Origin of the sequence: Streptococcus oralis (genome assembly GCF_023109005.1) — a bacterium.
Taxonomy (GTDB): domain Bacteria; phylum Bacillota; class Bacilli; order Lactobacillales; family Streptococcaceae; genus Streptococcus; species Streptococcus oralis_BU.
Genome location: NZ_JALDTU010000007.1, coordinates 72,902 through 99,155 on the forward strand (window position 1 = coordinate 72,902; position 26,254 = coordinate 99,155).

Genomic DNA, 26,254 nt, shown 5'->3' on the forward strand with positions numbered 1-26,254 from the left:
GTCAGATGAAAAAGACAATTTTGCTGGTTGATGATGAGATAGATATTCTAGATATTCAAAACCGCTATCTTATACAGGCAGGTTATGACGTTTTGGTCGCCCATGATGGTAAGGAGGGATTAGAGCTTTTCAGAAAAAAATCTATCGACCTCATTATCACAGATATCATGATGCCCAATATGGACGGTTATGATTTTATCAGTGAAGTTCAGTATATCGCTCCGGATCAACCCTTCCTCTTTACAACTGCTAAGACAAGCGAACAGGATAAGATTTATGGATTAAGCTTGGGGGCAGATGATTTTATAGTCAAACCCTTTAGCCCACGCGAATTGGTTTTAAGAGTGAATAATATCTTGCGTCGCCTTAGCCGTGGAGGAGAGACAGAACAGATCGAGTTTGGTGACTTGGTAATCAACCATGTGACTCATGAAGTTCGCATTGGGGAGCAACCTTTGGAATTGACAGTAAAATCCTTTGAACTTCTATGGATATTAGCCAGCAATCCCGAGAGAGTCTTTTCAAAGACGGAACTTTACGAGAAGGTATGGCAAGAGGACTATGTGGATGATACCAATACACTCAATGTTCATATCCATGCTTTGAGGCAAGAGTTGACCAAGTATACAAATTCAAATGCTCCTGCTATCAAAACTGTCTGGGGTTTGGGTTATAAGATGGAAAGACCAAGAGGTAGAAAATGAAATTAAAAAACTATATTTTAGTGGGGTATCTAGTGTCGACTCTACTAACGATTTTGGTCGTTTTCTGGGCAGTCCAACGAATGTTGATTGAGAAAAGTGAAGTTTACTTTCTCGTTGGAATGACCTTGATTGCTAGTTTCATTGGCGCTGCAGTGAGCATCTTTCTTTTGTCGCCTGTGTTCTCTTCTCTGAAACATTTGAAAAAACAAGCTCAGGATATAGCAAGCAAGGATTTCAGCACAGAAATTGAAACCAAAGGCCCATTAGAATTTCAAGAGCTGGGCCAGGCTTTTAATGACATGTCCCACAATTTGCAGGCTACCTTTCAATCACTTGATGAGAGCGAGCAAGAAAAGAGAATGATGATTGCGCAGCTCTCTCACGATATTAAAACTCCCATTACCTCCATTCAGGTTACTGTGGAGGGAATTCTAGATGGAGTGATTAAGGAAGAGGAACGGCTCCACTACTTAACTACGATTGGTCGGCAAACCGAGCGTCTAAACAAGCTAGTGGAGGAATTGGATGTTCTGACTCTGAACACACAACCTCAAGATACTGCTGATGAAGAAGTCGAAGAGGTCTTTTTAGATCAGCTGTTGATTGAGTCAATGAGTGAATTTCAACTCCAGATTGAACAAGAGGAGCGAGATGTTTACATTCAAGTATCACCTGAGTCGGCGAAAATCAAGAGCCATTCTGACAAACTTTCTCGCATTTTGGTTAATTTGTTAAACAATGCCTTTAAATATTCAGAACCAGGAACCAGAATCGAGGTTCTTGCCCAATTAACAGAACAAGAGCTGACAATCAGTGTGAAAGACGAGGGTCAGGGGATCCTTCCTGAAGATTTGGAAAAGATCTTTAAACGACTTTATCGTGTGGAAACTTCGCGCAATATGAAGACGGGCGGGCATGGCTTAGGTCTTGCGATTGCACGCGAACTAGCCCATCAGCTTGGTGGCGAAATCACAGCAGAAAGTCAATATGGCTTAGGAAGCAAGTTTACATTCAGCCTTAATTTGAAATAAAGGCGTAAAATCCCTTTACAAATCTAGCTTTTCATGGTACAATAGCCTTTGTGTGAAATAGCAGCAGGAAAGCATGAAGCTCGTCAACAGGTGTCTTATGACAAGTAACCTTGGCTGTTTAGGCGAAGGGCATCTGCACGAATCAGGGCTTTCTAAGTGACTATTTCCACCGAAATATTATTTATATCAGGAGGACATACACATGTCACGTTATACAGGACCATCTTGGAAACAAGCTCGCCGCCTTGGCCTTTCACTCACAGGTACAGGTAAAGAATTGGCACGTCGTAACTACGTACCAGGACAACACGGACCAAACAACCGTTCTAAATTATCAGAATACGGTTTGCAATTGGCTGAAAAACAAAAACTTCGTTTCACTTACGGTGTAGGTGAAAAACAATTCCGTAACTTGTTCGTACAAGCTACAAAAATCAAAGGCGGAATCCTAGGTTTCAACTTCATGCTTCTTTTGGAACGTCGTTTGGATAATGTTGTTTACCGTCTTGGCCTTGCGACTACTCGTCGTCAAGCTCGTCAATTCGTAAACCACGGTCACATCCTTGTTGATGGAAAACGCGTTGATATCCCATCATACCGCGTAACTCCAGGTCAAGTGATTTCAGTTCGTGAAAAATCATTGAAAGTTCCAGCAATCCTTGAAGCAGTAGAAGCTACTCTTGGACGTCCAGCATTCGTATCATTCGACGCTGAAAAATTGGAAGGTTCATTGACTCGCTTGCCAGAACGCGACGAAATCAACCCAGAAATCAACGAAGCACTTGTCGTTGAATTCTACAACAAAATGCTTTAATTTTAAGAAATATCTTACAGAAAGCCTACAACAGTGGGCTTTTTGCTTTGTCTTAAAACGTTGATTTCTGGGTTTGCTTAGATATTTGCTAGATTGATTTCATAGCCGTTTCAAAGAATGAGACGGCTTTTTTGGCGTTCTCTTTTGAGAGGTAAAAAGAAGCGTGACCCTCCCACAGCTATAGAGCTTTTAGGCGGGAAAACCACACTTCTTTCTTGAATTAATTTTACATCATTTTGACTTAAAAAACAAATAGAGGCGTCCCACCTCCTCCACAGCAAGCTGCTTCATGGACGTTAGACCACCTTTACCTTAACTTAATTATAACTCAAAAAAATTTCTAGTACAAGTATAATCCAAGGTTAGCAATTATAAAAATAGAGGTGTCCCACCTCCTACCGCATAATAATCTGTTTCAAGGGGAGATGGAAAACCTCTATTCATTAAATAGATTATAATCGAAAAAACTAATTGACGCAAGTATACTTAAAGCCCACTATTTGATGATAGTCGGGATGACAAAAGGAACTGACTTAGGCACCAACCTAGAATAGATCATTGGGAGCCAAACCAGTTCCTTTATTTAAGTATACAATATGTTTACAAGAAAACAAAGTAGTAAGTTATTCTAATGGAGTATCTGTAGTACTTTAGCAAACAAGGTGTGCTATAATGCTTTTAACAGGAACTAAAGGCCATTAGTAAATAACTAATATTGGGTCATATTGTTCCGATATTAGAGAGAAGGAACTTAATGAAATTATGGGAATATGTTGATAAAAATGTTCGCCTTATTTTAGAAGATGGGACCTCCATCAAGGGTAGGGTGGTTGATTGGTTTGACGGTTATGATTTAGATGGTCCTGACGAAATAGTTATAGGTGATCGCTCATATCCTGAAGATATTATCAAGAAAATCAAAATTATTAGTGCTTAGTTCAACCTAGGCGATTTTATCGACTAACTATAAAAAGTATAAGAACTATCGAAAAAATAGCAGAGAGGAAAATAAATGAGTAAACAGCTTTGGAAGTATCTTCGATCAAGGGTTCAGATAGTCACTAATTGCGATAAGATAATCAAGGGACGTGTCATAGACTTTGTTGACGAAATGGACAATGATGAGCAAGATGAAATCACTATTCTCATTGCTAATCCTAGTCCAGATGAAGCTACTGAAATTTCTCTCTTTGAGAGTGAGATTGTCTCGATTAAAACAATCTCATAGGACTTAGAACAATCTAGGTGCTTTTACCTGCCTTATTTGAAAGAAAACACTATGGAAAAGGATTTAGTTTATATGGCAATATTAGATGATTTACAAGAGTTATATGACAATGGTTGGGATGCCTCTTTTGATTATAATGGTCAAGTATGTGGGATTTTTCCTAATTCTGTTCATGATATTGTAGTGGTGATTGGAGATAAGGAATACCAGGTATCATCATTCATTGATCTGATTTCTCTAAAAATTGACGATAACACTTTAGTAGAAATTATGGATGGAATTGAAGTGCAGTATTATTAAAATAAAAATCATCTTTGATGAATGAACTGCACCCCAAAAATTAGATTTTATTTGTCAAACTTTTAAAACGCCGTTTAATACGCTACAATGCTCTTAAATAAAGGAAGAACTATTATATAATACGGTCTATGCTCTCCTTATAAAGAAGACAAAATTCTTGAAACAGAGTTAAAATTTCAGCATGGAATCATTAAAGCTGGACAGGATTACATAAAATTTTTATATGACACACATAAAAGTAGAAATGAAACTTGGAACAAACTAAGGGAAGAGAGTGAAATGTGATATAATTATGTGGTGTAGAAAATAATTAAAAATCAAAATGGAAAGAACTAATGACAACGAAACAGAGTAAAGAAGTAAAGATTCAACGTGAAGTTGAAAAATGGCTAACATCTTATGGCATGGAGTTCGTGACACAAAATGAAAGTGTCAATCCTGAGATTGACAAAGCCTTGTTAAAAGCTCCCTCAAAAACAGGTGGTGAGGGAGCGAATCTGGTTGATGTTAAACTATTATTGACAGATAGCAAATTAGACTATTACCCTATTATGATTGAATTGAAATGGGGAAGTAATAAACTGGAAAAGCTAGATAAAGAAGGCCATGTCGCAAATACGAGAACAAGCGGTAAAGAAAAAGGGGAACCAAATTATACTAATATCAATGGCTATGCGGTGAATGGAGCAGTTCACTATGCCAACGCTATTCTTCAATATTCTAGTTATACAGATGTCATTGCCATTGGGATTACGGGTGATGAAGACGAGGCAGGCAACCTTGAAACTCGTTTTGGGGTTTACTATGTTTCTAAGTCTAACTATGGTATTGGTCAAAAAGTTAGCGAGTTTTCAGATTTATCTTTCTTAAAACCTGAAAATTTTGATGAGTTTACAGAAAAGGTCAAAGAGCTACAACTGTCAGAAGATGAATTACGTTTGATTCATCAAAAGCGTGAAGATAGAATTGAAGACGCTTTAACAAAGATAAACGAAAGCCTTTTTAATAAGCAAAAGAATATAAGTTCCTTAGCACGTATCCACTTAGTGGCCGCCAGTATCATGGCAAATTTAGGGGTTGCAGGCGAAGTTAAACCCTTAGAACCAGCAGACTTGAAATCTTCTAGAGAAGAAGATGACACAGACGGAGATATTTTAATTCGTAAAATCAAGGCATTTCTGAAAGAAAAGAATCTACCACGAGACAAACAAAAACAAATCTTGCGTCATTTAGAGCCTACAATTCTTGAACCTAGCTTTTCAGATCCAAGAAACGGGGTATCACTTCTTAAAGAAATCTTTACAGAAGTGATTGATGACTTAGGTTATTTTTACAAAATCGGAGTGGATACAGACTTTACAGGAAAGCTCTTTAATGTCATGTTTAGATGGTTGAGTTTTGCAGGTGATGACCAGAATGATGTAGTTTTAACTCCTCGATACGTGGCGCTTCTTATGGCGAAATTAGCACGAGTAAATAAAGATTCCTATGTCTGGAACTTTGCGACTGGTTCGGGCGGTCTGTTGGTAGCCGCCATGAATCTGATGTTAGATGACGCTAAAAAGGAAATTACAAGCCCTGATGAACTCAGAGAAAAGGAAGAGAAAATCAAGGCTGAACAAATTCTTGGGATTGAAATTCTTCCAGAAATCTACATGTTGGCGGTTTTGAATATGATTCTTATGGGAGATGGTTCAAGTAATATCTTGCAAGATGATAGTTTGAAGAAATTTGATGGGAAATATGGTTATGGTAAAGACAATGAGCATTTCCCAGCAGATGTTTTCCTCTTGAATCCTCCTTACTCTGAAACAGGAAATGGGATGAACTTTGTCAAGCGTGCTTTGTCTATGATGAAAGGTGGTTATGCTTCTATTATTATCCAAGACTCAGCAGGTTCAGGAAAAGCCAAAGAAATCAATCAGAAGATTTTAGAGCACAACACGCTATTAGCGTCTATCAAAATGCCAATGGATATCTTTATTGGTAAGTCTAGCGTTCAAACCTCTATTTATGTTTTTAAGGTTGGGGAAAAACACGAAGCTAAGCAGCGAGTAAGATTTATTGACCTACGCAATGATGGTTATAAACGTTCGAACCGTAAGAAATCAAAAGCTAGCACAAACCTACAAGATGTCGATAATGCGGTAGGACGTTATGAAGAGGTGGTCAATCTCGTTAAATTTGGCAAAGATGAGTTGAACATTTTTACAGAAAAAGAGTATATTGAAGATGCTATTGCTCTCTCTGGTGAAAAGCATGGTGAAGACTGGAATTTTGACCAGCATATAAAAATTAGTTCAATTCCAAGTATCAGAGATTTTAAAAAGACAGTAGCTAATTATCTATCATGGGAAGTTAGTCAATTATTGAAAAATAAAAAGGAAGACTCATCAAAAAAAGTTTAAGCCCTCGTCTTCAACAAGTAGAACAACAGTTCTATGAACAAGGAGGCGAGTGGCAAGCTTTTAGATTAAATAGGCTTTTTCGAGATATAAAGAGAGGAGATATCCAGAATCAAGGATTGCTTGTTGAAGATTCTAAAGGAATCTCATTTATTGCACAAAATGATTCTGGCAATGGTTTTGTAACAAGAGTACTTAATGATAAGCAATACAGAGAGTTTAATGGAAATTCAATTATTGTAGGAAGACAAACAGGTATTGTATATTTTCAACCAGAAAAATTTGTTACTACAGATGGTGTACTGGTATTAGAGCCTTCTGATGTTGATTTGAATCAACTTTCAGGACTGTTTTTTACCGCTATACTTCAGAATCATTTGAATCATTTTGGATACACGAATACTGTTTCAGCACAAAAATTAAATGAAATTGAAGTGATCTTGCCTACTATAAAATCAAAAATAGCATTTAATTTTATGGAAAAATATATAAAAGCGCTCGAGGCGTATCTATTAGTAAGTGGTTTTAAAGATTACCAACTAACCCAAGATGAAGAAGACGCCTTAGAGGTATTTGAAAATCAACAATGGCAAGAGTTTCGCATGGGTGATTTATTTGACAGAGTTAAAACTAAGAAATTACCTTATAAAGCAAAAGAATTGCCAAAAGAGCCACAAGGGGACTTCAGCTTGCCAGCCCTGACCTCTAGTTTTATGAATCAAGGGTTGAACTACTATGTTCCGAAAGAAGGGGCAACAGTTTTACAAAACGTTATCTCTATCCCATCTAACAGTGATGTTTATAGAGCTTACTTTCAATCACAAGAATTTACCGTCTTATCTGACGCTTATGCCATTGATTGGATTGGTTCGGATAAGCAACTAAGACCGAATGACTATCTCTTTATGGTTCCAAGTATCAATAAGGTTACAGATCTACCAATTTACTCTTATAAAAACAAATTAGGTGGTTGGAACGTAGTTAAGGATAAACTGATAAAATTACCGGTTAATGAACAAGGTGAAATTAATTTTGATTATATGGCAACCTTGGTGCAGGCGATTAAAAAATTAGCTATTAAAGATGTCGTCTTGTACGCTGATAAACAAATTGAAGCAACAAAAGAAGTTGTAACAAAATAAATTTTCATGTGAAATAAAAAGAGGTACAAATGGTCAAATCTAAGCAAGTAAGATTCTACTTTCATCAAGTTGTAAACAACGGACAAACAATTGATTTATCTGAAATTTTTGATGAAGTTTCTAGATTTTATAGAGAAAACCCAAATGAGAGGTATACTTTTGAGATTGCTGGAGTTAAGTACAAATTAGAGAGATTAAATCGGCCTAACGATTCAGAACCTTATTATCATCTAGTTATAGAAGAGCTAAGAGATTTCAATTTTCCAAGCAAAACAAAACTATTTGGAGAATCTCAAGAATTGGGATTAGCTGATGATGAGTTTCTAGGGGAAAAGATGTCAGCATTATATGATTATGAAAATGCGGTGTTTATGCTTCAAGTAAATAGAAATTCAATCAGCCCCAATAAGTTTGAATCTTTTTTGAGTTCTTTGCTGGAAAAATTGGAGTATTCTGGTTGTGATATAAGACTACCGATTATAATACAAGCAGATGCAGAAAATATTGCAAGGAGTTTCACAGGATATAAACATGTAGCCATCAAAATGGGAGAAAAAACTGAACCTAGCGATAATTTCGATTTAATATCAATTATAAAAAATGCTATATCTTCAAGTAAAGATTCAAACTTGTTTGATGTTGAAATTTCATTGACTGCCAAAAAAGATACAGGTGGTACAGGAGAGTATTTACCAGACAGTATTGTTAATGAAATTATGTCTATTAATAGAGATGGAGTCAAAAAATTAAATGTTAAAGGACGGAATCTTGAGGATAAAACTGAAACAGTTGATTTAATTTCAAATAAATTAATGGAAGTAATTCATTTTCAGTATGATGAAAATAGAACGTTAAATCCAGCTTCAGTATTTTCTGAAATGTCAGTTAGATATACAGAAGTAAAGAATAAGGTTTTAAGAAATAAATGAAAACTATAAGACAGAATAGATTTTGGATTTTCTATGTGGTATTTGCAATATTAATTGTTCTAGCAAGTATTCCGATTTCCAATTACTTTGAAAATTTGAAGAATAAAAATGATTTTGTTGGAGATGTACTTAATTTTTCATCAATAATGACAGGTTTTTTAGGAGCAATGTTAGGTATACTTGCTTCAATTTCAAAATCTACAGCAATTATAAAAACAATATTTGAGACAAAAAGAGCAAAGATACAATTAATACTTTCAATTATAGTTCCATTTGCTGTTGGAATTGTAAATATCATTGTCTGTGCTTTTTATAGATTATTCTTATCAAATTGTCTAGATGTAAAGATTTTGAGTATTTTATTTTGGTTATCAACGTTATTTTTCCTAGTTTCGAGTGTTTTAATGGTTGTTCTAATTTTTATTTTTTACTTTTTTGAAAATGATGAAATTGACAATACGATGATGAAACCACAGAAATAAAAATGCAGGCTGGTTTTAGCCTGCGTTTGGGATTCCACAAATTTTAGAAAAGACGATGCTATTTCTAGTATTTTTAGGAATAAGAGTACAATAAAAAGGAGCTTCATCTCATGATGAAGCTTCTTCTATTGCTTTTAATTATCCGAATCAGTATTCTTATTTCAAAAAAGGTAGTGAAAAAGGTAGTGATTCGAATGATTTATATTGCAATGTACTGAAATTAACAAAAAGAAAAAACGCTTGAAATCAGCGTTTTTCTTATGTATTGATTCGTATTGAATGCTTATTTAACCTCTGTAAACACGACGTGTTTGCGAAGTTTTGGTGAGTATTTCTTCAATTGAAGACGGTCTGGAGTGTTACGTTTGTTTTTAGAAGTAAGGTACAAGCGTTCACCAGATTCTTTGTGTTCAAGTGTAATATTTACGCGCATGGTATCTCCCTTCTATTATTCAGCTGATGCAGCTTTAGCGATTTTACGTCCTTTGTAGTATCCTTTAAGTGATACGCGGTGAGAACGTGAGTAATCTCCAGTAGTTTCGTCAAAGTTTACAGATGGAGCTGTTACTTTGTAGTGTGTACGACGTTTGTTTTTCTTCGCTTTTGAAGTGCGACGTGCAGGTACTGCCATTTTGATTTCTCCTTTAGGTATTTAAATTCGATTCAATCTAGTGATTTTCATCAACCATATTAGAATAACACATTTTTTTTGTAAAGTAAAGTTACTTGACAAAAAAAGATGAAAAAATTAGAAGTCATTCAATCAAATTAATCGAAATTTTCTGAAAATTCAAGAATTTTCTTCTGTTCATTGCCTTTAAAATGTGCTATAATAGTAAAAACTGAAACGGGAGGGATAAGATGACTGAATTAGATAAACGTCACCGCAGTAGCATTTATGACAGCATGGTTAAATCACCAAACCGCGCTATGCTTCGTGCGACTGGTATGACAGATAAGGACTTTGAAACACCGATTGTGGGAGTGATTTCGACTTGGGCGGAAAATACACCATGTAACATTCACTTGCATGATTTTGGGAAATTGGCTAAAGAAGGTGTCAAATCTGCAGGCGCTTGGCCGGTACAGTTTGGAACCATTACCGTAGCGGACGGGATTGCCATGGGAACGCCTGGTATGCGCTTCTCTCTAACATCTCGTGACATCATCGCGGACTCCATCGAGGCGGCTATGGGGGGGCACAACGTAGATGCCTTTGTCGCCATCGGTGGTTGTGACAAGAACATGCCGGGTTCCATGATTGCCATTGCTAATATGGATATTCCAGCTATTTTCGCCTATGGTGGTACCATTGCACCCGGAAAGTTAGATGGTAAAGACATCGACTTGGTTTCTGTTTTTGAGGGTATCGGAAAATGGAACCACGGTGATATGACAGCTGAGGACGTGAAGCGTCTTGAATGTAATGCCTGCCCTGGCCCTGGTGGCTGTGGTGGTATGTATACAGCTAATACCATGGCTACTGCTATCGAAGTTCTCGGTATGAGTTTGCCAGGGTCTTCCTCTCACCCAGCTGAATCAGCTGACAAGAAAGAAGATATCGAAGCAGCAGGACGAGCTGTTGTCAAGATGCTGGAGCTTGGTCTCAAACCATCAGATATCTTGACTCGTGAAGCCTTTGAAGATGCCATTACAGTAACCATGGCTCTCGGTGGATCAACCAATGCCACTCTTCACTTGCTTGCTATTGCCCATGCGGCTAATGTTGACTTGTCACTTGAGGACTTCAATACAATCCAAGAGCGTGTGCCTCACTTGGCCGACTTGAAACCATCTGGTCAGTATGTCTTCCAAGACCTCTACGAAGTCGGTGGTGTGCCTGCGGTTATGAAATACCTCTTGGCAAATGGTTTCCTTCATGGCGACCGTATCACATGTACTGGTAAGACAGTCGCTGAAAACTTGGCTGACTTTGCAGACCTTACACCAGGGCAAAAAGTCATTATGCCACTTGAAAATCCAAAACGTGCAGACGGTCCGCTTATCATCTTGAACGGGAACCTTGCCCCTGATGGTGCGGTTGCTAAAGTATCAGGTGTTAAAGTGCGTCGTCACGTTGGACCTGCTAAGGTCTTTGACTCAGAAGAAGATGCGATTCAGGCCGTTCTGACAGATGAAATCGTTGATGGCGATGTTGTCGTTGTTCGTTTTGTTGGACCTAAGGGTGGTCCTGGTATGCCTGAGATGCTGTCACTTTCATCCATGATTGTTGGTAAAGGTCAAGGAGACAAGGTTGCCCTCTTGACGGATGGTCGTTTCTCTGGTGGTACTTATGGTCTGGTTGTCGGACATATTGCTCCTGAAGCTCAGGATGGTGGACCGATTGCTTACCTTCATACAGGTGATATCGTTACGGTTGACCAAGATACCAAAGAAATTTCTATGGCCGTATCCGAAGAAGAACTTGAAAAACGCAAGGCAGAAACAACCTTGCCACCACTTTACAGCCGTGGTGTCCTCGGTAAATATGCCCACATCGTATCATCCGCTTCTCGCGGAGCTGTGACAGACTTCTGGAATATGGACAAGTCAGGTAAAAAATAAACTCATACTCTTCGAAAATCAAATTCAAACCACGTCAACGTCGCCTTGCCGTAGGTATGGTTACTGACTTCGTCAGTTCTATCCACAACCTCAAAACGCTGTTTTGAGCAACCTGCGCCTAGTTTCCTAGTTTGCTCTTTGATTTTCATTGAGTATCAAAAAGCAAGCCATTTTCGGCTTGCTTCTTTTCATCTTCAAAAGTGATTTGCCTAATTAACGAGGTGGCAGTCCAAGGGCAATACGACCGTAGCGGCTGATTCGTGTGATCTTCCAGGCAGGTGACCAGGTAACTTCAACCTTGACGTCCTCGATACCCTCGATTTGTTTTAGACCTGCGACGATTTCGATAGGCAAACTTTCGGCACAATCACAGGCAGTATCGGTGAAGGTCATGACAATCTTACAGAGACCCGTTTCATCCAGATTGATTTCATAAATCAACCCTAGATTGTACACATCCAATTCCACATCTGTATCAAAAACCTTCTCTAGTTTTTCGATAATTTGGTCTTGTAAGGCCAAAGCGCGGTCATTGATTTTGATATCGTCTCTCATAACAGTCCCTCCACGTGATAAATATCCTCTATTTTCTCATAATTCTGACAATTTGGCAAGTTTTTGATGAATTTTCTGAAAAGACTCTCTTGCGATTTTCTACTCTCGCTGTTTTAATCCCTTTATTTATGGTAAAATAAGACTATTAAGTTTAAAGAGGATTCCCTATGAAATTACAAAAACCTAAAGGAACACAGGATATTCTACCTGCTGAGTCTGCCAAGTGGCAGTACGTTGAGGGCTTTGCCCGTGAAATTTTCAAGCGCTATAACTACGCAGAAGTGCGCACGCCTATTTTTGAGCATTACGAGGTCATCAGTCGCTCTGTCGGAGATACAACGGATATCGTAACCAAGGAAATGTACGATTTTTATGACAAGGGTGACCGCCATATTACCCTCCGTCCAGAAGGAACTGCGCCCGTTGTTCGCTCTTATGTGGAAAATAAACTCTTCGCACCAGAAGTGCAAAAGCCAAGTAAGTTCTATTACATGGGCCCTATGTTCCGTTATGAGCGTCCACAGGCAGGGCGTTTACGCCAATTTCACCAGATTGGTGTCGAGTGCTTTGGCTCTAGCAATCCAGCTACCGATGTGGAAACCATCGCTATGGCAGCTCATTTCTTGAAAGAAATCGGCATCCAAGGTGTCAAACTACACCTCAACACTCTCGGAAATCCTGAGAGCCGTGCGGCTTACCGTCAAGCCTTGATTGCCTATTTGACACCGCTCAAGGAGACCTTGTCTAAGGATAGCCAGCGTCGTTTGGAGGAAAATCCCCTCCGTGTCTTGGACTCTAAGGAAAAAGAAGACAAGGTGGCAGTAGAGAATGCACCTTCTATCTTGGACTTCCTTGATGAAGAAAGCCAATCCCACTTTGATGCTGTGCGTCAGATGTTGGAAAATCTGGGTGTAGACTATATCATCGATACCAATATGGTACGTGGTTTGGACTACTACAACCACACGATTTTCGAGTTTATCACTGAGATCGAGGGCAATGACTTGACGGTCTGTGCGGGTGGTCGCTACGATGGTTTGGTTGCCTACTTTGGTGGTCCTGAAACTGCTGGATTTGGATTTGGGCTTGGTGTAGAGCGCCTGCTTCTTATCCTTGAAAAGCAAGGTGTGATCCTCCCTATCGAAAATGCCCTAGATGTTTATATCGCAGTCTTGGGTGAAGGAGCAAATGTCAAGGCTTTGGAATTGGTACAAGCCCTTCGCCAACAAGGATTCAAAGCAGAGCGTGATTACCTCAACCGGAAGCTTAAAGCTCAGTTCAAGTCAGCCGATGTCTTTGCGGCTAAGACCCTTATCACCCTAGGAGAGAGTGAAGTCGAAAGCGGACAAGTCAAGGTCAAGAACAACCAAACCCGAGAAGAAGTGGAAGTTACGCTTGATGCTGTCAGCCAAAATTTCTCTCAAGTCTTTGAAAAACTTGGATTTTAATGACAGATAAACTGGTCAGGAAACGATTTCTGACCTTTTTCTTTTGTAAAATGACAAAAATCGTAATCTTTTTGACAAATATTGTTGTCAAAAAGAAAAAGATATGTTACAATGTAAGCAAGTTAAGAGTAAAGGAGAAAGGAATGCTTAAAAATCGTTTAAAAGAGCTTCGGGCTCGTGATGGTCTCAATCAAACCGAACTAGCCAAGCTGGCAGGGGTTTCCAGACAGACCATTAGCCTACTAGAACGGGATGAGTACACCCCGTCCATTATCATTGCCCTGAAAATATCTCAAATTTTCAACGAAACAGTCGAATCGGTATTTCGCTTAGAGGAGGACGAGTGATGAACAGGTATAAAGTAATCTATTATGTAGTAGTCACAGCTCTATTAGTCAGCGTGTGTCTACTGATTGGGATAGACTTAGGCTGGTTTAATCCGTATCAAAGTGACCAATTTATTTGGGCCTACTTTGCTCTCATCCCAGCAATCGAATGGATTGAAAAGAAATCAAAAAATTTAGCAAGTGAAAAAGGAGAATGAATATGAAAGAGTTTTTAGCAGGTTTTCAAGTAGATACTGAGAAAAAAGAACTTGCAGGTGTCTGTGCAGGTTTAGGAAATTATTTTAATATCAAGACTAACGTCATCCGTTTAGTAGCAATTTTGTTGTTTCTTTCGTCAACAGAGTTTGGGATTTTAACAGTCATCCTATATGCTTATCTAGCAGGATGGCTTGGGAGAGATCCTTTAGGAGAAGGAGCGAAAAAAGCGAAATGTAGAGCAATTCTTTTATTTGCGGCTTGTCTGATTTTGATATCACTTGGTTCAGAGGGATTGACATCTATTTTTGAATCAGGTAAAGCGTTTGGTCACTGGTTAGCTGAATTAGTTTAGAGAGAGGATGAATATGAAAAAGAAACATTTATTAATTCTGTTGGGGAGTATACTGTTAGGTGCTTTATTGGGAATGATAGGTACTGGTTTTGCTGGTCTTCGTTCAGAAATTTCTAAAGATCAAGTACTGTTTGTTTTGGATACCTTCTTTTTCTGGCTTGGGATTATTTCAACAATTTTAGCTCTTTATTTTACCAGAATGAGTCGTAAAGCCTACAGTAACTACCAAAGAGAAGAAGACGATGAACAAAGTGAACAAGACTATATTAGGATGTATCGTTTCTTAGATTATGGTACAGTGGCTAACAGTACTTTGCTAATTAGTATGTTATTCAGCTTAGTTGCTATGTTTCCTGAGTTTAGATTATCTTTATCTCCTTTTCTCTTAACCATACTTGTAATTTTTGTGGGTAGCTACTGCTTCAAAACGACTAGCTTGATCCGTAATTATAAATTTTCTATCATGGCAACCCCTAAGGAAATGTTAGAATTCCTAGATACCTATGATGAGGGAGAAAAACAAGCAGAAATGGAAGAAGCTTACTTAATCTTGTTTAAGATTAATCAGACGATCTTGCCAGCTATCTACATTCTCTTGATGGTTTTATCACTAGTGTTAGGTGAAGTACAGTTGATTGCTTTAATTATAGCGGTTGCTATTCACATTTATATTAACCTTGCACAATTAAGAAAAACAAAACGTTACTTTAAGTAAAAGGAGTTCCTATGATTCGTGTTGAAAATGTAAGCAAAAGTTTTGGAGGCAAGAAAGCTCTGCATCAGATTTCTTTTGAGATTCAAGAAGGTGAAATTTTTGGCTTCCTAGGACCTTCAGGTTCAGGTAAAACAACTATGATCAATGTTTTGACGGGTCAGTTAGCTGCAGATCAGGGTGAGACCGTTCTCCTAGGGAAGTCCTCTCGAAATTTGACTTCAAATGATTTGGAACAAATCGGGATTGTTAGTGATACCAGTGGTTTTTATGAAAAGATGAGCCTCTATAAAAATCTGCTCATTTATGCAAAATTATATGGTCTTAAAGCTTCTAGAGTAGATACAGTACTTGATCAAGTTGGGTTATCAGATGCCAAAAACCTTATCGCAGAAAAACTATCCACAGGTATGAAACAACGGATGTTCTTGGCTCGTGCTCTTCTAAATGCTCCCAAAATCCTCTTTCTGGATGAGCCAACAAGTGGTCTTGATCCTACCACCTCAAAATCGATTCATGCTCTCTTACAAGAATTGAAGCAGGCTGGGACAACGATTTTCTTAACAACCCACGATATGAATGAAGCAACCTTGCTTTGTGATCGACTCTCTCTTTTAAATAAGGGAAACTTGATTGAGTATGGCAGTCCACAAGAGATTATCCAGAAATACCATGAGGATAAAAAGGTTCGTTTACGCTATCAAGATGGGCGCGAGCAAGTGATTCCTTTTGAAGAATTGCCTCATTTGAATACGACAAATCTAATAGCTGTTCATTCTTGTGAACCGACTTTAGAAGAAATCTTTATTAGATTGACAGGAGAAAAGTTAGATGTTTAGAAAATTAAATGCCCTTCTTTGGTTAAGGTTACAAGTTCTTATTAGTAATTCAACGTTACTAGCGACATTATTGATGCCCTTTGGTATTGCTATCCTATATAATGAGTTCTTAAACAAGAGTGGAGAATTGAGCATGTTTCTTCTTTCTATGAGTTTGACGATGGTCTTGAGTATGGGAAGTGGTTATATGGTATCGATTATGATGGCTGAGGATAAGGAAAAACGCAATCTTAAATCACTCATACTAAGTGGTGTGACAGCAACAGAGTATACTCTGAGCATGATGGCTCTTCCTCTTCTCGTGATGCTTCTTTCTATGGTTGTTCTCCCTCTCTATCTTAAAGTTGATTTGACAAACTACTTTCTTACCTATGGACTCTATCTGCTTCTAGCGACCATCAGTATAATCTTTCTTAATCTTCTTATAGGTGCAGTATCAGATACCCAGTCTAAGGCGCAAGTGTATAGTATTTTTCCTATGTTGACCGTCTCTTTCTTGCCCGTTCTTGCCGTTCAAAATGAAACTGCGCAAAAATTGTTGGACTATTCTTTCATTGGTCCATTGGTAAGTCTGTTAAAAGCAGGTGGTGGAGAGTTATCTTTGAGAAGTCTTGGTCTTTTGCTAGCATGGGTCCTTTTGCTAGGATTAGCTAGTCTCTTCGTATTGAAAAATAGTTATAAAGGAAAGTAGGAGGCCTATATGAACTTACTTAAAAATCTTGGCTGGTTTCTTCTAGCTGTTCTATCCTTTTTCTTTGGCTATGGTATGGTTCAGAGCATGGCTCTGTCAGCTCTTGGACTAGGGGCTTCAATCTTTGGAGTCTTACCACTTTATATCGCCCTGTCAGGGGCCTATGTTTATGGAGTTTACAGATGGTATCGGACAGAAAAGATTAGCATCCAGGCGACTGCTTTTAATCGTTATATTTGGTTGCCTACCCTGGTTTTGCTAGTGGCGATTACAGCACAGTTCTTTTTGCCAGATGATCCGTCGGTCAATCAACAAATTGTATCTCAACTGACAGTTGCTCAGCCCGTCTTTGGATTCTTTATGGTGGTAGTCTTTGCTCCTCTGACGGAAGAACTCATCTTTAGAGGGATGCTAGCGCGCTATCTCTTTCCTAAGCAGGACAATAGCAAACAGACAGCTTTATTTCTCCTCGTATCGAGTGTGCTTTTTGCCTTGATTCATTTTCCAGGGACTTTGCAACAGTTTTTAGTTTATGCTAGTCTGGGATTGAGTTTGGGTTTGGCTTATGTGAGCCGAAAAGGTCTTCTTTACAGCATTTCTCTCCACGCTTTGAATAATTTAATCGGCTTTTTGATGATACTCATGCTATAATAGAGTCAGGAGGTCACATGAAACGAGTAATTTTATTAGCAGTGATACAGGCGGTTGTTCTCTTCTTTATCATCGGGGCACTTGCCTATGCCTTTAAAGGCGACTTCTTTTACAACTATCTAGCAGTTGTCTTTGCGCCTATTGCAGGTGTCTTGCGTTTTGCTTCGGCTTATGCGACGGAGATTGTTCTACCTAAAAAGGCAGCTGAGATTGCTGAAAAGCGTAAAAAAGGTTAAGAATCATAATCAGAGAATCCGATGACGTTTTCATCGGATTTTTTGTCTGTTCGTTTTGATTTTTACAGACAATCAAACTTTTCTGCTGATTTTCATGAAGAGCCTGCGCTTTTATGGTAAAATAGTAACAGAATAAAAGAGGAGAGAAACAATGAAACGTAGTATGTATGCTGGTCGTGTTCGTGAGGAACACATCGGACAAGAAATGACCTTGAAAGGCTGGGTTAGCCGTCGTCGTGACTTGGGTGGTTTGATCTTTATCGACCTTCGTGACCGTGAAGGAATCATGCAGTTGGTTATCAACCCTGAAAAAGTATCTGCAGAGGTTATGGCAACAGCTGAAAGCCTTCGTAGCGAATTTGTTATCGAGGTGACTGGTCAAGTCGCTGCGCGTGAGCAAGCCAATGATAAATTGCCGACTGGTGCGGTTGAGTTAAACGTGACAGCTTTGACGGTGCTTAATACAGCCAAAACAACACCTTTTGAGATTAAAGATGGTATTGAGGCCAATGACGATACGCGTTTGCGTTACCGTTACCTTGACCTTCGTCGTCCAGAGATGTTAGAAAATCTCAAACTTCGTGCTAAAGTGACCCACTCTATCCGTAACTACTTGGATGAGTTGGAATTTATCGATGTGGAGACGCCATTCCTTTCGAAGTCAACGCCAGAAGGGGCGCGTGACTATTTGGTGCCATCTCGTGTCAATAAAGGGCATTTCTACGCTCTTCCTCAAAGTCCACAGATTACCAAGCAACTTTTGATGAATGCTGGTTTTGATCGTTACTACCAAATCGTCAAATGCTTCCGTGACGAGGACTTGCGTGGTGACCGCCAGCCTGAGTTTACCCAGGTCGACTTGGAAACATCCTTCCTAACGGAGCAAGAAATCCAAGATATTACAGAAGGATTGATTGCGCGCGTGATGAAAGAAACCAAAGGCATTGACGTGACGCTTCCATTCCCTCGTATGAAGTATGATGACGCGATGGCTCTTTACGGTTCTGACAAACCCGATACTCGTTTTGACATGTTGCTTCAGGACTTGACAGAAGTTGTCAAGGGTGTTGATTTCAAAGTCTTCTCAGAAGCACCTGCTGTTAAAGCCATTGTAGTCAAAGGCGCAGCAGACAACTATTCACGTAAAGATATCGATAAGATGACCGAAGTAGCCAAGCAGTATGGTGCCAAAGGTCTTGCTTGGGTCAAGGTGGTTGATGGAGAATTAAATGGACCAGTTGCCAAATTCTTGACGGGTATCCAAGGAGAATTGACTAGCGTACTTGATCTTGAAGATAAGGACTTGGTTCTCTTTGTAGCAGATACGCTTGAAGTGGCCAATGCAACCCTTGGTGCCCTTCGTGGACGTATTGCCAAAGAACTTGGCTTGATTGATAACGATAAATTCAACTTCCTTTGGGTGATTGACTGGCCAATGTTTGAATGGTCTGAAGAAGAAGGTCGTTACATGAGCGCCCACCATCCATTCACGCTTCCACAGGAAGAGACTGCTCACGAATTAGAAGGTGATTTGGCTAAAGTTCGTGCCATTGCTTACGATATCGTCTTGAACGGTTATGAACTTGGTGGTGGAAGCCTTCGTATCAACCAAAAAGACCTTCAAGAACGCATGTTCAAGGCTCTTGGTTTCTCAGCTGAAGAAGCAAATGACCAGTTTGGCTTCCTTCTTGAAGCCATGGACTATGGTTTCCCACCACACGGTGGTTTGGCTATCGGGCTTGACCGTTTTGTCATGCTCTTAGCAGGAGAAGAAAATATCCGTGAAGTCATTGCCTTTCCTAAGAACAACAAGGCAACTGACCCAATGACACAAGCTCCTTCAACAGTCGCTCTCAAACAACTAGAGGAACTCAGCTTACAAGTAGAAGAAGATGAAACAAGCAAAACAAATTAAGCGGTGGCGCTATTATCTGCGCCGCTTTGCTTATCAGATAAAAATCTTACGAGTTTTACAAAGTATCTCTCGGGAAAAATATGATGAGAAAGTCTCGGCTTCTCTGGTATATGGCTTTTTGTCAGCAGTAGCGGTCAATTTCTTTTTTCAACCAGGGCACGTTTACTCCAGTGGTGCAACAGGTTTGGCACAGATTATCTCTGCCTTGAGCAATCACTGGTTCGGTTTTTACATTCCGATATCGCTAACCTTTTATGCTATCAATTTTCCATTGATGATTTTGGCTTGGTATCAGATCGGGCATAAGTTTACTGTCTTTACCTTTATCACGGTATCCATGAGTTCCCTCTTTATCCAGCTTGTGCCAGTTGTGACCTTGACAGAGGATCCTATCATCAATGCCCTTTTTGGGGGTGTTGTCATGGGCTTGGGGATCGGTTTTGCACTCCGTAACAATATTTCTAGCGGTGGTACAGATATTGTCAGTCTGACCATTCGAAAGAAAACAGGGAGAAATGTCGGCAGTATTTCTTTCTTGGTAAATGGGACGATTATGCTGATAGCAGGTTTGACCTTTGGTTGGAAATACGCCCTTTACTCCATGATTACGATTTTTGTATCGAGCCGTGTGACAGACGCAGTCTTTACCAAGCAAAAACGTATGCAGGCCATGATTGTAACCAATAACCCTGACAAGGTAATTGCAAAAATCCATAAAAAATTGCACCGCGGCGCTACCATGATCCACGATGCAGAAGGAACCTTTAATCATGAGAGAAAAGCAGTCTTGATCACTGTTATCACGCGAGCAGAGTTTAATGATTTTAAACACATCATGAAACAGGTCGATCCGACAGCCTTTGTCTCTGTATCTGAAAATGTCCACATCCTCGGACGATTCGTAGAAACAGACAATTAATAATACTCAAAAGACCAGCCTTGGGGCTGGTCTTTATTTTTCGATAATTTTGTGTCCAATCAACTGGCGGTAACAAATCTGTTTATTGTTTTTAGCATCGTTGATTATTTGGAGAATGGTTTCAAAGGAAACGCGCCCAAGTTCCAGACTATTGATATCCACATAAGCTACAAGATCAAGTCGAGGATTGACAGAGTCGAAACTCAAGACAGGAACAGTTAACTGATGCTTATTGATGTAGTCACAAACTCCTTCTGCTAGGAGACTATCGGTTGTGATGATAGCGTCAATCTGTGGATCGTGATTGAACAGGAGTTCACTGAATTGATAACCTTTTTCTTCTAGAAATTCGGTCGCAAAGTAGGTTAAGTTGGTATCAATCGGAAGTTGGTGTTGTTTGAGTGCGGACTCATAGCCAGTTAGACGATCTTGCGTTACGAAGAGTCGCTTTGTACCCCCGATGAAGGCAATGCGTTTGCATCCTTTTTTGATGAAATACTCTGTCGCATCAAAGCCAGCTTGTACATTGTCATTATCAACAAGAGGGATAAAGGGTGAAGTAGATTTTCCGAGAATGAGGAAAGGGAACTGCTCATCGGCTACTAGCTTGACCAGAGGATCTTCTTCTTCAGCGTAAAGGAAAATCAAACCGTCAACACGCTTGCCATAAACCATCTGAGAAATCGCATTGAGACGTTCTTTCTCATCTTTTCCTGTTGCAATCTGAATAGCATAGTGGTTTTCAGACGCGACTTGGGCGATCCCTCGTAGAACAGATGGGAAGAAAGGATTTTGGTAAAAGGCATCCGAGTCGTCAGGAAGCACCAGGCCGATAACTTGAGTATAGCTACTTACCAAGCTACGAGCATTGAGATTGGGGTGGTAGTTGAGCTCCTTCATCGCCTTGCGAACTCGTTTTTTGGTTTCATCACTAATCGTTGATTTGTTTTGAATAACGCGGGTAACAGTTGAAGGTGAGACACCTGCTGCCTTGGCCACGTCTTTAATCGTAACGGGCATAAAAATCTCCTATTTATGATAATCTGGATCACGGAAGTGTGTCTTGTAAAAAATGGTGACCAGATAAAGAACAAAAAGAATGTTTTGTACAGTGATAAGGGTTGCCATATTTTGGCCAAAAAGTCCCAAAATAAGCGTAATCAGAGTGGGTAATCCTAAACAGTTCAAGATAAGATGGTAGCACTCTTTAAAGGTCCTAAATGAAAAGAGGCGTGATCTTTTGGTGATATAAAGGAGAAAGCTAGCTCCAAGAGAGACAATGAAGAAATTCAATCCAAAGAGAAAGCTTGCACCAAGAACGAGAAAGAGACTGATATAGACCCGGTTTTGTTGATACCAGTCTTTAGAAATGGCCTGGGTAAGATCTTCCTTACTCTGGAAACTCTCCGTTTGAATCGCGTGGTAGCGAATGCGAGTCAGTTCCTTACTTTCCTTGCTGATGACGAGTTCTTCCGTATCAAAATGAAGTTGCAAGTCCTTTGGAAATTCCTTGCTTTGGCTTGGACCAATTAAAAGAGAAGGCTGATGATTCTTCGTACCTGAGTAGTTCAGCTTTCCATCAACGATTTGTGTATTCTCTGACAAGTCCATGATGACTTCATCTGTCAGCGGTGTATAAACATTATCGATAAAGGTATCCAGTGGATACGTTTCCTGTGAGCTGTTTTGAATGGCAATCGGAACCATAGACAAGCTGATGAGGAAAATGCTCGTAAAGAGAAGCTGAAACCAGTTGAGGCCGAAACGTTTTGATAGGGGCTTACGAAATCCCCAGATACTAGAGAAATACGAGAATGGATATGGAAGCATAGGCATCTTTCTAAAAGTGTTTTCTATATGAGTATTATTATATAGAGAAATGTGCTTTATTTCAAGTCTAGGAGATAAATTGCTTGTTGCAAGAATATTATTTACAGTAACAATTTCTAATACTCAATGAAAATCAAAGAGCAAACTAGGAAGCTAGTCGCAGGTTGCTCAAAGCACAGCTTTGAGGTTGGAGATAAAGCTGACGTGGTTTGAAGAGATTTTCGAAGAGTATAAAATGAAAAAGGGTGGCGGGGATAAATTATCCCTTGTCGCCACCACTTGTAAGTCCTGAAACAAAGTTCTTTTGTAGGAAGAAGAAGAGAATACAGATTGGAAGGGCGATGAGGATAGCACCTGCTGAGAAGTAGGCGATCTTCATGTTTTTCACATTGCTAACGAAGGTCTGGAGACCAACGGCAACAGTAAAGTATTCTTTCTCACGAAGCAAGAAACTAGAGAGGATGTAATCCCCGAAAGGTCCCATGAAGGCCCAGAGGGCTTGTACAGCCACCATTGGGCGAACGAGCGGAAGGACAATTTGCCAGAAGCGACGGAAGTGTCCTGCACCATCTAGTTTTGCAGATTCGTCAAGAGACATTGGTACGGTATCGAAGTAACCTTTCATGAGCCAAGCATTCATCGGAATACCTCCACCGACGTAGAGGAAGATGAGGAACCAGCTATGGTTAAGGGCGTTCAACATAAGCGCCATAACGAAGAAGGCGGTCAATGCGGCCATGGTTGGCACCATTTGGATAATCAAGAAGAAGACCAAACTTTGTTTACGAGCCAAGAAGTTGTAACGGCTGTAGGCATAACCAGCAAGTACGATGATACTTGTTTGAACAGCCATTGTGATAAAGGCAATAATCAAAGTATTAAGGTACCAAGTGCCATACAAGGTTTCGGTGAAGAGCCCTTTAAAGTTATCAAAATTGAAGTCGATGTTAGTATCTAGTTTAAAGGCTGCGACGTTACCTGCTTTGAAGGCGGACATGATGGTGATCAAAAGTGGGTAGATGATCACGATTGATAGGCCAATCAAGTAGAGGTAAGTGAGGGTTTGAGTCAGTCTACGTTTGAGTTTGATTGAGTTATTCATCTTAGACGTCCTCCATATCAAATGCGTGTAGTTTCTTGAATGCGATCATAGAGATAGAGATGACAATGATTGAGATAATCAAGGTAACAGCTGCCGCCATAGAGTATTGAGGAGATGTACCTGTTGTCAAACGGTAAATCCATGAAATCAAGATATCAGTTGAACCGGCTCCGCCTCCGACAGTACCAGGACCTCCACCATTAAAGAGATACATGATAGAGAAGTTGTTAAAGTTGAAGGTGTATTGGCTAATCAATGTTGGAGCTGCAACAGCCAAGATCATAGGGAAAGTGATGTTGCGGAATTTTTGCCAAGCATTAGCACCATCGATGTAAGCCGCTTCGTAGAGGTCGTTAGGAATAGACTGCAAGATACCCAAGGTCAAAACGTAGATGTATGGGAATCCAAGCCAACCTTGCATCATAATCAAGGCAACCTTAGTCCAAGTTGGATTTGTTTTCCAAGGGATAAGAGCTCCATCTAGGAAGGGAAGGACCTTAGACAAAAGAGGCAAGACTTGGGTGTTGATGGCACCGACACTATCATTAAACATGTTTGAGAATGTCAAGATAGTGATGAAGGCTGGAACAGCCCAAGGAAGAAGGAAAATAACACCGAAGATACGTTTTCCTTTGATAAATGGTTGGTTGGCAATGATTGCTGTAAAGATACCAATGACAATCTGCAAAGTAGAAGCAGATAAAGCCCAGATAATGGTCCAAGAAAGAACGGAACCAAAGGCTGAACGGAAGGTACTCAAACTCCAGATGTTTGTGAAGTTCGTCAAACCAACCCAGTCCAACAATTTGTTTGGTGGCAAGTGTTGGAAGTCATAGTTGGTAAAGGCGATCATCAAGGTTACGATAACTGGGAAGATAATCGCAAATGTCATCGCTACATACGATGGGATAATCAAAAGGTATGGGAATCCATTCTCATAAATACCTTTAATCATATCCTTGAAGGTACGAGCTACAGGAATACCATTGTTGATACGTTTAGCAGTCGTATGTGCGTCCTTGATATTAAAGATATAAAAGAGTAGGTAGACGACAACAAAGATAGAGTGGAAGGCACCACGAATCAGCATGAAAAGTGAATTGTCACGACCAGGCTTTTCACCAAGTGTGATCAAATTGCTCAATTCAGGGCTTGCAAGTGTTAGAAAATACAGAACAAATAGAACAGTAACACCAAGAAAAATAAATCCTTTAGCTTTTTGTTTGTTATAGATTTGTCCTAAACCAGGAATGATTGACAGCAAGGCTGCTTTGCGAGGCTGTTGTTTTTCCATGATTACTCCTTTCATAGGATGCGAGATAAAACTCGGATTCAATCGTAAGATACGTGCGTATGATAATAAGCGTATCTATAAATTCAAAGGGGGATTTTGCTTCCACCCCCCTTGAACAAATCAATTATTCACCAAATTTTTGTTTGATTGTGTCCTTAATCAATGTTACAGCATCGTTAGCAGCTGTTTTCGCATCTTTCTTACCACTTACAGCTTCAAAGAGCATTGTTTTAGCTGGGTCCCAAACAGCTGACATTTGAGAGATGTTTGGCATTGGTTGAGCATTCTTGAACTGTTCAATCACGGCTGTGGTCAACTCATCTTTTTTGCCTTCAGCATAAGTACGAGCTTCAGTATTAGCTGGGATTTCGTTTGTTACATCGTAGAACGCTTTTTGTTGTTCAGTTGAAACTAGGAAGTCTACAAATTTTTGAGCGCCTTCAAGGTTCTTAGTGCTTGCTGGGATAACCCAAGCTTTACCACCACCAAATGTTTCATAGTTTTTACCGTTTGGAAGAGTTGGGATAGTCGCAACACCGTAGTTTACTTTAGCATCTTTGAATGCTTGAGCTTTCCAAGGACCATCGATGATAGCAGCAGTTTTACCTTCTTGGAATTGAGTTTGGATTAAGTTTGGAGCTCCTTCAGTATCTTGCATACCTTTAGGCCATTTTTCGTACCAAGATTTAGCATATTCGATACCTTTGATTGCTCCGTCGTTTGCAAGTCCGATATCTTTAGGATCTTTACCGTTTTGGCCAAATACATAACCGCCATTACCAGCAAGAAGTCCGTATGCGTAGTAGAAGTTTGTCCAGTCAGCTAGGAAGGCAGTAGTTTTGCCATCTTCACCAGCGAAAGCGTATTTGCTGTCTTTAGCAAGGTTTTCCAAATCAGCAAATGTTTTAGGAGCTTCTTTAAGCAAATCTTTGTTATAGTACAAAACGAGTGATTCGATGACAGCTGGAGCACCATAGACTTTACCACCAACAGTTACAAGTGATTTTGTTTTATCGTCTGTTTTCGCACCATCGCTAAGAGTTACTTCTGAAAGTTGTCCGTCAGTACCAAGGCTACCTACACGGTCGTATGGAGCCATCATAACATCAGGGGCTTTACCAGATTGGTTGTCAAGTGAAAGGTTATCAAGACCACCCATTTGGTCACCTGTTTTGATAGTAACTTTTACGCCAGATTCTTTTTCGTAAGCTTTTGCAGCAGATTCAGCGAAGGCTTTATATTGGTCTTCAACGTAGAAAGTAAGTTCTTTTGCTTCTGAAGAGCTAGTATCAGCAGCTTTGTCAGCAGATTTGCTTCCGCAAGCTACCAAGAGCAAGCTAGCGAGAGTAGCAGTTCCGAGCACAGCAGCGCTCTTCATGAATTTAGATGACATAGTGTATTCCTCCTAAAGAATAACAGTATAATTTATTTAGAAAACGCAAACGTTTTCTTTTATGAGCCTAGTATAGCACAAATAGAAAACGGTTGCAAGCTTTTTTAAAAAGTTTTTTTAAAAAATTTTAAGGTTTCAAACATTTGTTAAAGCCCTTATATAGGAAAGAACT

At 39.6% G+C, this 26,254-nt stretch carries 30 protein-coding genes; 22 read left to right on the forward strand and 8 right to left on the reverse strand.

The window, feature by feature from the left end; translation table 11 throughout:
- Positions 1–5: 5 nt before the first annotated feature.
- The 10 genes from M1F56_RS07665 (at position 6) to M1F56_RS07710 (ending at position 9,035) form a co-directional block, all read left to right on the forward strand.
- Positions 6–704, forward strand: a complete 699-nt coding sequence (locus tag M1F56_RS07665) for a response regulator transcription factor (RefSeq protein ID WP_000751223.1) — start codon at positions 6–8, stop codon at positions 702–704.
- The gene (locus M1F56_RS07670; RefSeq protein WP_042768210.1) at positions 701–1,735 is read left to right on the forward strand and encodes a sensor histidine kinase; all 1,035 of its coding nucleotides are present in this window, start codon (positions 701–703) and stop codon (positions 1,733–1,735) included. Before M1F56_RS07665 ends, M1F56_RS07670 begins: the two co-directional genes overlap by 4 nt.
- A gap of 202 nt (positions 1,736–1,937) precedes the next feature.
- Positions 1,938–2,549 carry a 30S ribosomal protein S4 gene (gene rpsD, locus M1F56_RS07675; protein WP_000092756.1) on the forward strand — a complete coding sequence of 204 codons (612 nt, stop codon included), beginning with the start codon at positions 1,938–1,940 and terminating at the stop codon, positions 2,547–2,549.
- Between the two features lie 754 nt (positions 2,550–3,303).
- A complete protein-coding gene (locus M1F56_RS07680) occupies positions 3,304–3,486 on the forward strand; it encodes a hypothetical protein (RefSeq protein ID WP_000780387.1) in 183 nt (60 codons plus the stop codon).
- 75 nt (positions 3,487–3,561) lie between these two features.
- A complete protein-coding gene (locus M1F56_RS07685; protein ID WP_000043341.1) occupies positions 3,562–3,777 on the forward strand; it encodes a hypothetical protein in 216 nt (71 codons plus the stop codon).
- A 72-nt stretch (positions 3,778–3,849) separates the two neighbouring features.
- Positions 3,850–4,077 (forward strand): hypothetical protein, encoded by a 228-nt coding sequence (locus tag M1F56_RS07690; RefSeq protein WP_009013763.1) that lies wholly within the window; start codon positions 3,850–3,852, stop codon positions 4,075–4,077.
- Positions 4,078–4,412: 335 nt separating this feature from the next.
- The gene (locus tag M1F56_RS07695; RefSeq protein WP_247917339.1) at positions 4,413–6,485 is read left to right on the forward strand and encodes an HsdM family class I SAM-dependent methyltransferase; all 2,073 of its coding nucleotides are present in this window, start codon (positions 4,413–4,415) and stop codon (positions 6,483–6,485) included.
- Between the two features lie 101 nt (positions 6,486–6,586).
- Positions 6,587–7,624, forward strand: coding sequence for a restriction endonuclease subunit S (locus M1F56_RS07700; protein WP_247917369.1), 1,038 nt, complete (start codon positions 6,587–6,589; stop codon positions 7,622–7,624).
- A 29-nt stretch (positions 7,625–7,653) separates the two neighbouring features.
- Positions 7,654–8,553 carry a DUF6731 family protein gene (locus tag M1F56_RS07705; RefSeq protein ID WP_247917340.1) on the forward strand — a complete coding sequence of 300 codons (900 nt, stop codon included), beginning with the start codon at positions 7,654–7,656 and terminating at the stop codon, positions 8,551–8,553.
- The gene (locus M1F56_RS07710; RefSeq protein WP_247917341.1) at positions 8,550–9,035 is read left to right on the forward strand and encodes a hypothetical protein; all 486 of its coding nucleotides are present in this window, start codon (positions 8,550–8,552) and stop codon (positions 9,033–9,035) included. Before M1F56_RS07705 ends, M1F56_RS07710 begins: the two co-directional genes overlap by 4 nt.
- 283 nt (positions 9,036–9,318) lie before the next feature.
- Here the strand turns inward: M1F56_RS07710 and rpmG are convergent, their stop codons facing one another.
- Both rpmG and rpmF read right to left on the reverse strand, forming a co-directional pair.
- Positions 9,319–9,468 carry a 50S ribosomal protein L33 gene (gene rpmG, locus M1F56_RS07715; RefSeq protein WP_001265622.1) on the reverse strand — a complete coding sequence of 50 codons (150 nt, stop codon included), beginning with the start codon at positions 9,466–9,468 and terminating at the stop codon, positions 9,319–9,321.
- 15 nt (positions 9,469–9,483) lie between these two features.
- On the reverse strand, positions 9,484–9,666 hold the full coding sequence (gene rpmF, locus M1F56_RS07720; RefSeq protein ID WP_000290417.1) for a 50S ribosomal protein L32: 183 nt from the start codon (positions 9,664–9,666) through the stop codon (positions 9,484–9,486).
- Between the two features lie 230 nt (positions 9,667–9,896).
- Here rpmF and ilvD point away from each other — a divergent pair, with 230 nt between their 5' ends.
- A complete protein-coding gene (gene ilvD / locus M1F56_RS07725; RefSeq protein WP_432654205.1) occupies positions 9,897–11,600 on the forward strand; it encodes a dihydroxy-acid dehydratase in 1,704 nt (567 codons plus the stop codon).
- A gap of 213 nt (positions 11,601–11,813) precedes the next feature.
- Here ilvD and M1F56_RS07730 read toward each other — a convergent pair whose 3' ends face one another.
- Entirely contained in the window at positions 11,814–12,155 is a 342-nt protein-coding gene (locus tag M1F56_RS07730) for a metal-sulfur cluster assembly factor (RefSeq protein WP_001204052.1), read from the reverse strand.
- Between the two features lie 167 nt (positions 12,156–12,322).
- On the opposite strand from M1F56_RS07730, the gene hisS reads away from it, so the two are divergent.
- The 11 genes from hisS to M1F56_RS07785 all read left to right on the forward strand — a co-directional run bounded on the left by hisS (position 12,323) and on the right by M1F56_RS07785 (position 20,463).
- On the forward strand, positions 12,323–13,603 hold the full coding sequence (gene hisS / locus M1F56_RS07735) for a histidine--tRNA ligase (RefSeq protein WP_247917342.1): 1,281 nt from the start codon (positions 12,323–12,325) through the stop codon (positions 13,601–13,603).
- 143 nt (positions 13,604–13,746) lie between these two features.
- Positions 13,747–13,950 (forward strand): helix-turn-helix transcriptional regulator, encoded by a 204-nt coding sequence (locus tag M1F56_RS07740; RefSeq protein WP_025173208.1) that lies wholly within the window; start codon positions 13,747–13,749, stop codon positions 13,948–13,950.
- A complete protein-coding gene (locus M1F56_RS07745; RefSeq protein WP_247917343.1) occupies positions 13,950–14,147 on the forward strand; it encodes a hypothetical protein in 198 nt (65 codons plus the stop codon). The genes M1F56_RS07740 and M1F56_RS07745 overlap by 1 nt, the downstream gene beginning before the upstream one ends.
- Before the next feature lie 2 nt (positions 14,148–14,149).
- The gene (locus tag M1F56_RS07750) at positions 14,150–14,500 is read left to right on the forward strand and encodes a PspC domain-containing protein (protein ID WP_247917344.1); all 351 of its coding nucleotides are present in this window, start codon (positions 14,150–14,152) and stop codon (positions 14,498–14,500) included.
- A gap of 13 nt (positions 14,501–14,513) precedes the next feature.
- Positions 14,514–15,215 carry a DUF3169 family protein gene (locus tag M1F56_RS07755; protein ID WP_247917345.1) on the forward strand — a complete coding sequence of 234 codons (702 nt, stop codon included), beginning with the start codon at positions 14,514–14,516 and terminating at the stop codon, positions 15,213–15,215.
- Positions 15,216–15,226: 11 nt separating this feature from the next.
- A complete protein-coding gene (locus M1F56_RS07760; RefSeq protein WP_061599179.1) occupies positions 15,227–16,051 on the forward strand; it encodes an ABC transporter ATP-binding protein in 825 nt (274 codons plus the stop codon).
- Positions 16,044–16,742 carry an ABC transporter permease gene (locus tag M1F56_RS07765; RefSeq protein ID WP_247917346.1) on the forward strand — a complete coding sequence of 233 codons (699 nt, stop codon included), beginning with the start codon at positions 16,044–16,046 and terminating at the stop codon, positions 16,740–16,742. The genes M1F56_RS07760 and M1F56_RS07765 overlap by 8 nt, the downstream gene beginning before the upstream one ends.
- Positions 16,743–16,751: 9 nt before the next feature.
- Positions 16,752–17,393: a CPBP family intramembrane glutamic endopeptidase gene (locus tag M1F56_RS07770; protein WP_247917347.1), complete on the forward strand. Its 642-nt coding sequence runs from the start codon at positions 16,752–16,754 to the stop codon at positions 17,391–17,393.
- A gap of 17 nt (positions 17,394–17,410) precedes the next feature.
- On the forward strand, positions 17,411–17,629 hold the full coding sequence (locus tag M1F56_RS07775) for a hypothetical protein (RefSeq protein WP_000832176.1): 219 nt from the start codon (positions 17,411–17,413) through the stop codon (positions 17,627–17,629).
- 151 nt (positions 17,630–17,780) lie between these two features.
- A complete protein-coding gene (gene aspS / locus M1F56_RS07780; protein WP_247917348.1) occupies positions 17,781–19,544 on the forward strand; it encodes an aspartate--tRNA ligase in 1,764 nt (587 codons plus the stop codon).
- Positions 19,522–20,463, forward strand: coding sequence for a YitT family protein (locus M1F56_RS07785; protein ID WP_247917349.1), 942 nt, complete (start codon positions 19,522–19,524; stop codon positions 20,461–20,463). The genes aspS and M1F56_RS07785 overlap by 23 nt, the downstream gene beginning before the upstream one ends.
- A 33-nt stretch (positions 20,464–20,496) precedes the next feature.
- Here the strand turns inward: M1F56_RS07785 and M1F56_RS07790 are convergent, their stop codons facing one another.
- The 5 genes from M1F56_RS07790 to M1F56_RS07810 all read right to left on the reverse strand — a co-directional run bounded on the left by M1F56_RS07790 (position 20,497) and on the right by M1F56_RS07810 (position 26,082).
- Positions 20,497–21,483 (reverse strand): LacI family DNA-binding transcriptional regulator, encoded by a 987-nt coding sequence (locus M1F56_RS07790; RefSeq protein ID WP_247917350.1) that lies wholly within the window; start codon positions 21,481–21,483, stop codon positions 20,497–20,499.
- Positions 21,484–21,492: 9 nt separating this feature from the next.
- A complete protein-coding gene (locus M1F56_RS07795; protein WP_247917351.1) occupies positions 21,493–22,293 on the reverse strand; it encodes a DUF1189 domain-containing protein in 801 nt (266 codons plus the stop codon).
- A gap of 259 nt (positions 22,294–22,552) precedes the next feature.
- Positions 22,553–23,395 carry a sugar ABC transporter permease gene (locus M1F56_RS07800; protein ID WP_001065640.1) on the reverse strand — a complete coding sequence of 281 codons (843 nt, stop codon included), beginning with the start codon at positions 23,393–23,395 and terminating at the stop codon, positions 22,553–22,555.
- Position 23,396: 1 nt separating this feature from the next.
- A complete protein-coding gene (locus M1F56_RS07805; RefSeq protein WP_185774590.1) occupies positions 23,397–24,689 on the reverse strand; it encodes a sugar ABC transporter permease in 1,293 nt (430 codons plus the stop codon).
- Between the two features lie 124 nt (positions 24,690–24,813).
- Complete coding sequence (locus M1F56_RS07810) at positions 24,814–26,082, reverse strand: extracellular solute-binding protein (protein ID WP_000095453.1); 1,269 nt, start codon at positions 26,080–26,082, stop codon at positions 24,814–24,816.
- Positions 26,083–26,254 lie beyond the last annotated feature (172 nt).

What these genes read in the sequence shown, in the direction of transcription:
- M1F56_RS07740 (WP_025173208.1), top strand. Translation starts at nt 13,747, where the DNA reads ATGCTTAAAAATCGTTTAAAAGAGCTTCGGGCTCGTGATGGTCTCAAT.
- M1F56_RS07795 (WP_247917351.1), bottom strand. Translation starts at nt 22,293, where the DNA reads ATGCTTCCATATCCATTCTCGTATTTCTCTAGTATCTGGGGATTTCGT.
- ilvD (WP_432654205.1), top strand. Translation starts at nt 9,897, where the DNA reads ATGACTGAATTAGATAAACGTCACCGCAGTAGCATTTATGACAGCATG.
- M1F56_RS07745 (WP_247917343.1), top strand. Translation starts at nt 13,950, where the DNA reads ATGAACAGGTATAAAGTAATCTATTATGTAGTAGTCACAGCTCTATTA.
- M1F56_RS07690 (WP_009013763.1), top strand. Translation starts at nt 3,850, where the DNA reads ATGGCAATATTAGATGATTTACAAGAGTTATATGACAATGGTTGGGAT.
- M1F56_RS07705 (WP_247917340.1), top strand. Translation starts at nt 7,654, where the DNA reads ATGGTCAAATCTAAGCAAGTAAGATTCTACTTTCATCAAGTTGTAAAC.
- M1F56_RS07790 (WP_247917350.1), bottom strand. Translation starts at nt 21,483, where the DNA reads ATGCCCGTTACGATTAAAGACGTGGCCAAGGCAGCAGGTGTCTCACCT.
- M1F56_RS07670 (WP_042768210.1), top strand. Translation starts at nt 701, where the DNA reads ATGAAATTAAAAAACTATATTTTAGTGGGGTATCTAGTGTCGACTCTA.
- M1F56_RS07765 (WP_247917346.1), top strand. Translation starts at nt 16,044, where the DNA reads ATGTTTAGAAAATTAAATGCCCTTCTTTGGTTAAGGTTACAAGTTCTT.
- rpmG (WP_001265622.1), bottom strand. Translation starts at nt 9,468, where the DNA reads ATGCGCGTAAATATTACACTTGAACACAAAGAATCTGGTGAACGCTTG.
- M1F56_RS07750 (WP_247917344.1), top strand. Translation starts at nt 14,150, where the DNA reads ATGAAAGAGTTTTTAGCAGGTTTTCAAGTAGATACTGAGAAAAAAGAA.
- rpsD (WP_000092756.1), top strand. Translation starts at nt 1,938, where the DNA reads ATGTCACGTTATACAGGACCATCTTGGAAACAAGCTCGCCGCCTTGGC.
- M1F56_RS07805 (WP_185774590.1), bottom strand. Translation starts at nt 24,689, where the DNA reads ATGGAAAAACAACAGCCTCGCAAAGCAGCCTTGCTGTCAATCATTCCT.
- M1F56_RS07800 (WP_001065640.1), bottom strand. Translation starts at nt 23,395, where the DNA reads ATGAATAACTCAATCAAACTCAAACGTAGACTGACTCAAACCCTCACT.
- M1F56_RS07760 (WP_061599179.1), top strand. Translation starts at nt 15,227, where the DNA reads ATGATTCGTGTTGAAAATGTAAGCAAAAGTTTTGGAGGCAAGAAAGCT.
- M1F56_RS07730 (WP_001204052.1), bottom strand. Translation starts at nt 12,155, where the DNA reads ATGAGAGACGATATCAAAATCAATGACCGCGCTTTGGCCTTACAAGAC.
- M1F56_RS07710 (WP_247917341.1), top strand. Translation starts at nt 8,550, where the DNA reads ATGAAAACTATAAGACAGAATAGATTTTGGATTTTCTATGTGGTATTT.
- M1F56_RS07680 (WP_000780387.1), top strand. Translation starts at nt 3,304, where the DNA reads ATGAAATTATGGGAATATGTTGATAAAAATGTTCGCCTTATTTTAGAA.
- M1F56_RS07665 (WP_000751223.1), top strand. Translation starts at nt 6, where the DNA reads ATGAAAAAGACAATTTTGCTGGTTGATGATGAGATAGATATTCTAGAT.
- M1F56_RS07755 (WP_247917345.1), top strand. Translation starts at nt 14,514, where the DNA reads ATGAAAAAGAAACATTTATTAATTCTGTTGGGGAGTATACTGTTAGGT.
- M1F56_RS07785 (WP_247917349.1), top strand. Translation starts at nt 19,522, where the DNA reads ATGAAACAAGCAAAACAAATTAAGCGGTGGCGCTATTATCTGCGCCGC.
- rpmF (WP_000290417.1), bottom strand. Translation starts at nt 9,666, where the DNA reads ATGGCAGTACCTGCACGTCGCACTTCAAAAGCGAAGAAAAACAAACGT.
- M1F56_RS07770 (WP_247917347.1), top strand. Translation starts at nt 16,752, where the DNA reads ATGAACTTACTTAAAAATCTTGGCTGGTTTCTTCTAGCTGTTCTATCC.
- M1F56_RS07685 (WP_000043341.1), top strand. Translation starts at nt 3,562, where the DNA reads ATGAGTAAACAGCTTTGGAAGTATCTTCGATCAAGGGTTCAGATAGTC.
- M1F56_RS07775 (WP_000832176.1), top strand. Translation starts at nt 17,411, where the DNA reads ATGAAACGAGTAATTTTATTAGCAGTGATACAGGCGGTTGTTCTCTTC.
- aspS (WP_247917348.1), top strand. Translation starts at nt 17,781, where the DNA reads ATGAAACGTAGTATGTATGCTGGTCGTGTTCGTGAGGAACACATCGGA.
- M1F56_RS07810 (WP_000095453.1), bottom strand. Translation starts at nt 26,082, where the DNA reads ATGTCATCTAAATTCATGAAGAGCGCTGCTGTGCTCGGAACTGCTACT.
- hisS (WP_247917342.1), top strand. Translation starts at nt 12,323, where the DNA reads ATGAAATTACAAAAACCTAAAGGAACACAGGATATTCTACCTGCTGAG.
- M1F56_RS07695 (WP_247917339.1), top strand. Translation starts at nt 4,413, where the DNA reads ATGACAACGAAACAGAGTAAAGAAGTAAAGATTCAACGTGAAGTTGAA.